The organism is Brevundimonas sp. (assembly GCF_041648055.1).
In the GTDB taxonomy this organism is placed as follows: domain Bacteria; phylum Pseudomonadota; class Alphaproteobacteria; order Caulobacterales; family Caulobacteraceae; genus Brevundimonas.
The window spans coordinates 1-5,602 of the sequence record NZ_JBAZPS010000023.1; the positions used below are offsets into that span (position 1 = coordinate 1).

The following is a 5,602-nucleotide window of genomic DNA, read 5'->3' on the forward strand; positions in this document are numbered from 1 at the left end:
GCGCCGGAGGCCGTTCCATCGCCAGTGTCGCCCGCCGGTTCCGCTTCGCTCCACCTGCGGCCAACACTGGCGATGGACGCGTCAATGCACTAACAATCCCAGCGGACCACTCGGTGGGGGCCGGTCATATCCCTGTCCAGAGCGTGGCTTCCGATCATTACGTCCTATCCGCACGGCTTTCTTCTTTTGCAGCCTATTACGAGCAGGGGCCCGACGCGGCCCCGATCATTCGCATCGCCGCGCAAGTGGAACTAAGCCGATCCAAAGAATCGGAACCACTGGCAGTCACGCGCATCGTCCTTGATAGGACAGCAAGCGCAAACAGCGTTTCGAGTATCGTCGAAGCCTTTGATCGCGCGAGCCTTGAAATGGCCGACAAAATCGCGAGTTGGACGGCTGCGGTGATCAATTAGCGGGTAGCCAATGGAAACTTAGGTGTTTAGTCCCAGCATGTGATGGTGTGGCTCCAAATTGAAGATATCCGGCTTGGATTTCCAGAGTTCTTCGATGGCCTCATAGGGTGTCTTGAAGCGCAGTGCCTTCAACTGCTTGGCAAAGTTGTAAGCGACCAACCAGTCGCGGACATGGCGGCGCAGCTCGTTGATCGACGTGTAATGGAAAGATTTGACGGTGGCCTCCTTGATGGTGCGCACCATCCTTTCGGCCTGACCGTTGGTCCATGGGTGATAGGGTTTGGTGAGGCGTAACCGGTGTTTTCAGGCTACGACGGTCCATGGCATGAGATCACCGACGCTGTTGGCGGGATAACCGTTGGCGAGGCTGGTGAGGGTTTCGGTCAGCCATTGGTGGGGGTTGATGGTGCTGAGCTTGCAACATTCGATGAGCGTGGCGATCACCGCCCAGTTGTCGCCGCCCTCGTCGGAACCGGCAAACAGGGCATTTTTGCGATTGCGAGCCAGCGGCCTGATCGATCGTTCGACGGTATTGGAGTCGAGGTCGATGCGACCGTCATCGATGAAGCGTGAGAGGCCGTCCCAGCGGGTGAGTGCGTAGCGGATCGCTTCGCCGAGCTTGCTCTTGGCGCTGACCTGGCGGCCACGGGCGGCAAGATATTGGTGAAGATCGTCGATGATGACGCGGCTGCGTCCGGCCCGAGCGGCACGACGCTGCTCGGCCGAGAGGCCGCGCACATCGTCCTCGATGGCGTAAAGCAAGGCGATGCGGCGCAGCACCTCGGTAGCGACCGGGGATGTATCAGCCAGTTCGTAGAATTTGCGACGCACATGCGCCCAGCAGAAAGCGAGCCTGATCTGCTGGCGCCGCCGGGGGAGCGCGGCGTAGCCGCCATAGCCATCGACCTGTAGGATGCCCGCAAAATCACCAAGATGGAACTGGGGACGCTCGGCCTTGCGATCTGGCGCATAGACATAGGCGACGATCGGCGGATCGCAGCCGCCCCATGGTCGGTCGTCGCGGGCATAGGCCCAGAGCTGGCCGGTCTTGGTCCGCCCGCGTCCGGGATCGAGCACCGGGGCGGTCGTCTCGTCGGCGAACAGCCGCTCGGATCGTCGTAGCTCGTCGAGAATGTGGTCACGCAAGGGGCGCAGATACCAGGCCGCTCGCCCGACCCAGTCGGCCAAAGTGGATCGGTCGAGCCGGATGCCCTGCCGGGCGTATATCTGGGCCTGCCGGTAAAGCGGCAGGTGATCGGCATACTTGGATACCAGCACCTGGGCGATCAGTGCCTCGGTCGGAATGCCGCCCTCAATGATCCGCGCCGGCGCCGGCGGCTGCACGATCGCGCTCTCGCACGAACGGCAGCCATAACGCGGCCGCCGGGTGACCACGACGCGGAAGGTGGTCGGCACCACATCGAGGCGCTCGGCGACATCCTCGCCGACCTGGTGGAGGGCGCCGCCGCAGCAGGGGCAAGCATTGCTCTCGACGTCAACGATCTGTTCGATCCGCTCGAGATGCGCGGGCAGCGAACCGCGGTTGGTCTTGCGCACAGGATCACTGCGAGGCCGTCCGGCCTTCGCTTCGCTGGCGGCCTCGGCTTCCGCGAGCGCCGTCTCGGCATCCTCAAGGCCCAGCTGCAACTGATCCTGATCGAGCTGCTCGGAACGGCGGCCGAACCGATGACGCCGAAAAGCCTCGATGATCGCCCTCAGGCGTTCGGCTTCCGCGTCGGCACTCTCGAGCTTGCGGGCCTGTTCGAGGACGAGCGCGCGTAACGCGTCAACATCGTCCGGCAGGTCCGCTTCCATGAGCATGGGAGCAGTGAATCAGTCTGGGAACGCCCCGTCAACAGGCAATCTGCGGGGCCTGCGGGCGGCGCCCGCCATGCACCCGGCGCCAATCCAGACCCTCCAGAAGCGCGCCGAGTTGCGCTGAGGTCACACGCATCACGCCGTCCTGGATGCCCGGCCACCGGAAGCCGCCGGACTCCAGCTTCTTGGCCATCAGGCACAGGCCAGTGCCGTCCCACCAGACCAGCTTGATCCGGTCAGCACGCTTTGCCCGGAACACGTAGATCACGCCTGAATATGGGTCGCCGCCATACTCGGCGCCGACCAGCGCGGCCAGGGCGTCAGGTCCCTTGCGAAAATCCACCGGACGCGTCGCCACCATCACGCGCGCGCCAGCGCCAGGTCCGATCATCGCGTTGCCTTGAGTGCTTCAATCACCGCTGCGATCACAGCCGCATCGGCCCCGCGTCCGATCTTCACCGCCACGCCGTCAATCTCCAGCTCGACAGCACTGACTGTGGGACGCCGACGGCGACGGCCGCGCCTGGCGACAGGGGCTGGATCACCCGAAGGGAGCGGTTCGATCACCGCCGGCACGAACGCAGGCGTCGCTGGAAGCGTCAGCCCTTGGTCCTCCAGCTTCTTGCGCAGATCCCGGCGCCAAGCGAATAGTTGCGACGGAGCAAGCCCATGACGGCGCGCCACCGCGCAGGCCGTCTCCTGACCCGAATAGCTCTCCGCGACGATCGACGCCTTTACCTCAGGCGACCACTCCCGACGCTGGCCCGCACCTGTGAAAACCTCAAAACGCCGAACCACGCTGGTGCCAGCATCATCACATGTCATCATCATAGCATCAGCATCCTCCAGCCTGATCGGGCTAGCGAAAATCGACGCCACGCTTCACTCCCGCAAGGTGGCAGGGAAACACCGGTTACGGTGAGGCGATGCTCGATGCCGTTCTGCTCGCAGACACGGCCGAAGATATGGCCGATCCATCCCAGTGTGCCGCCCTGGTCACGCTGCACGAACTGCACGCCGTTGTCGGTCAGGATGGTGTGGATCCTGTAGGGAACCGTCTTGATCAGCACGCGCAGGAAGGCTGCCGCGGCGAGCTTGGTCGCCCGTCGATAGATGCGGGCGAACACCAGCTTCGAGGTGCGGTCCACCGCGACATAGAGGAATCCTTTGCCGCCTTCGTAGCGCAGTTCGGCGATATCGATGTGGAAATAGCCGATCTCGTACTTCTTGAACTTCTTCGGCTTCTCGCGATCCGCCTTCGGCAATCGGCTGATCCCGTGCCGCTGCAGGCAGCGGTGAAGCGACGAGCGCGTCAGGTTCGGGATCACGTCCTTCAACGCGATGAAGACGTCATCGAGCGGCAGCCGGGCCTGCACCCTGAGCGCCACGATCGCGGCTTCTTCCATCGGCGACAGCACGGTGCTGCGCCGTTCCTTCGGCCCCACCGGCATGTCCTCGACCGACGGCCGGCTGCGCCACTTGATCACCGTCTTCTCGTTGATCCCGTACCGCTTCGCGAGCTGCGCGACCGGAGCTTGCGATCGCTGTAGCTCCGCTCGAACGGCGTGCGTGGTCTTGGCGCTGCCGTGTAGAAGCTGGCCCATAATCCCTCCCGCTGTGACGATGACAAGCTTACACCATCACATGCTGGGACTAAACACCTAGTCGTGACAACTGCCCAGCCCGAGATGAAGCGGGAATGTTATGGATGGCTCCCCTTCTGGGAGGGGCGGCAGCCGTACACAAATAGATCCACAGCTTGCCTCATTCGGGCTGAAGAGGTTTCATTGTGACTGGTCACTCCCACTCCAAGAGCGGCCCGACGAAAAGGTGACAAAATGACGCTGGATATAAACTGCTCCGCAGCAAAATTCGCGTCTGACACCCTGATTTCTCCCCTCTCCTCGGCTTTGCGCAAAACCTCTGCCACCAATCTCGTCGTGCGTCCTACGCCGAATTCGTAAAGGTTTCGCGCTAAAGCGGGAAAACGTGCAGCCTCAGCCATTACAACGCGTTCCAACGCGACATGAATGTCGGTAAGCATCCAGGATAGCAGTTCATCGGACAGCTCTTCAAGCTCGGGCCGAACGTCGCCATGTTCGGGAACGTGCTGTTCGAGGAAGGAGAGCCGATCCTCGATTTCCCTGAGTATTACCGCCTCGAAAAGCAGCTTTTTGCTCCCGTAACGGGCGTACAAAGTGCGCTTGGAGATGCCTGCTTTTGCAGCAATCCGTTCCGCCGTTGAACGACCGAATCCGTCGGCAAAGAAGACATCGCGGGCGACACGGAGAATTTTCCTCGAAAGTGCTTGCGAGGCTTGTCGAGTAGGCCTCCCTGTTCGTCCGGAAGCTTGTTCTTTGGTTTTTTGGGTCGACGTCATGCCTCATCTTGGCCATACCTTGTCCGCGCTGCAAGCGTAGAGCGCTTTGCATTGTATAGCCCGCCCCCGCGAGATTGCCCGGGCTTATGCAAGACCCACGAGGCCCGCTGAACTTTGCCTGCCTGAAAGGATCGCTGCCGTTCGCAGGGAATGGACGCAGTGTGATCTCATCTAGGCGAGTTGGTTACGATACGCTTCGCGTAAGGCCTTTTTGTCGATCTTTCCCGTTGCAGTGAGCGGTACTGTCGCGAACAGGATGTCGTCCGGCAGCCACCAACGAACAACCTTCGTCTCCAGATGCGCGCGAATTGCGTCGGCTGTGACGGCTTGACCTTCATGCGTTTCAATCACGAGAAGGGGTCGCTCTTCCCATTTTGGATGATATACGCCAACGACCGCGGCGACCCGGACGCCGGGGTACCCAACCGCCGCATTCTCGATATCAATCGAGCTGATCCATTCGCCCCCGGACTTGATCACGTCTTTCGCGCGGTCGGTCAGCCGGAGAAAGCCGAAGCGATCGATCGTACCTATGTCCCCGGTGTCGAACCAGCCATCGCTCCCGGCGCCCTCAAAATCGGGGAAATAGCGATCGACGACCCACGGTCCGCGGACCTGGAGCGCACCCGCCTGCTCACCGTCCCAGGGGAGCGGCGTGCCATCGCCGTCGATAATGCGCAGTTCGATGCCAAATTGCATGCGACCCTGCTTCGTCAGCAGGAGGTCGTTCGCGAAATCCTCGCCTTCGGCCATCAGGAGCGGGGAGGGCGTCGAAATCACGCCGAGCGGATTGGTTTCGGTCATGCCCCAGAGCTGCAGCACAGTGACACCATATTTGGCTCGGAATGTCTCGGCCATCGCCCGGGGGACGGCTGAGCCACCAATAACGAGGCGCTTGAGATTGCCGACCCCCGTCCCCGTGGTGTCGAGATGAGCGAGGTACATGGTCCAGATCGTGGGCACACCGCCCGAAAAGGTGACGCCCTCTTCG

At 61.9% G+C, this 5,602-nt stretch carries 6 protein-coding genes and 2 pseudogenes; 1 reads left to right on the top strand and 7 read right to left on the bottom strand.

Going from position 1 to position 5,602, the window contains the following annotated elements:
* A partial coding sequence (locus WC585_RS17080; RefSeq protein ID WP_373259212.1) for a hypothetical protein occupies positions 1-413 on the top strand: 413 nt, incomplete at its 5' end.
* Positions 414-431: 18 nt separating this feature from the next.
* Here the strand turns inward: WC585_RS17080 and WC585_RS17085 are convergent.
* The 7 genes and pseudogenes from WC585_RS17085 to WC585_RS17115 form a co-directional block, all read right to left on the bottom strand.
* Positions 432-704 (bottom strand): annotated as a pseudogene (locus WC585_RS17085) (integrase core domain-containing protein); the annotation flags it as partial.
* 12 nt (positions 705-716) lie between these two features.
* A complete protein-coding gene (locus tag WC585_RS17090) occupies positions 717-2,234 on the bottom strand; it encodes an IS66 family transposase (protein WP_054588696.1) in 1,518 nt (505 codons plus the stop codon).
* Between the two features lie 31 nt (positions 2,235-2,265).
* Entirely contained in the window at positions 2,266-2,622 is a 357-nt protein-coding gene (tnpB, locus tag WC585_RS17095) for an IS66 family insertion sequence element accessory protein TnpB (RefSeq protein WP_039575394.1), read from the bottom strand.
* On the bottom strand, positions 2,619-3,062 hold the full coding sequence (locus tag WC585_RS17100; protein ID WP_052208271.1) for a transposase: 444 nt from the start codon (positions 3,060-3,062) through the stop codon (positions 2,619-2,621). The genes tnpB and WC585_RS17100 overlap by 4 nt, the downstream gene beginning before the upstream one ends.
* 86 nt (positions 3,063-3,148) lie before the next feature.
* Positions 3,149-3,835: pseudogene (locus tag WC585_RS17105) on the bottom strand (DDE-type integrase/transposase/recombinase); the annotation flags it as partial.
* 98 nt (positions 3,836-3,933) lie between these two features.
* Positions 3,934-4,611, bottom strand: coding sequence for a TetR/AcrR family transcriptional regulator (locus WC585_RS17110; protein WP_039575391.1), 678 nt, complete (start codon positions 4,609-4,611; stop codon positions 3,934-3,936).
* Between the two features lie 171 nt (positions 4,612-4,782).
* The coding region (locus WC585_RS17115) for an AMP-binding protein (protein WP_373259211.1) at positions 4,783-5,602 on the bottom strand (820 nt) is incomplete at its 5' end.

What these genes read in the sequence shown, in the direction of transcription:
- WC585_RS17090 (WP_054588696.1), bottom strand. Translation starts at nt 2,234, where the DNA reads ATGCTCATGGAAGCGGACCTGCCGGACGATGTTGACGCGTTACGCGCG.
- tnpB (WP_039575394.1), bottom strand. Translation starts at nt 2,622, where the DNA reads ATGATCGGACCTGGCGCTGGCGCGCGCGTGATGGTGGCGACGCGTCCG.
- WC585_RS17100 (WP_052208271.1), bottom strand. Translation starts at nt 3,062, where the DNA reads ATGATGATGACATGTGATGATGCTGGCACCAGCGTGGTTCGGCGTTTT.
- WC585_RS17110 (WP_039575391.1), bottom strand. Translation starts at nt 4,611, where the DNA reads ATGACGTCGACCCAAAAAACCAAAGAACAAGCTTCCGGACGAACAGGG.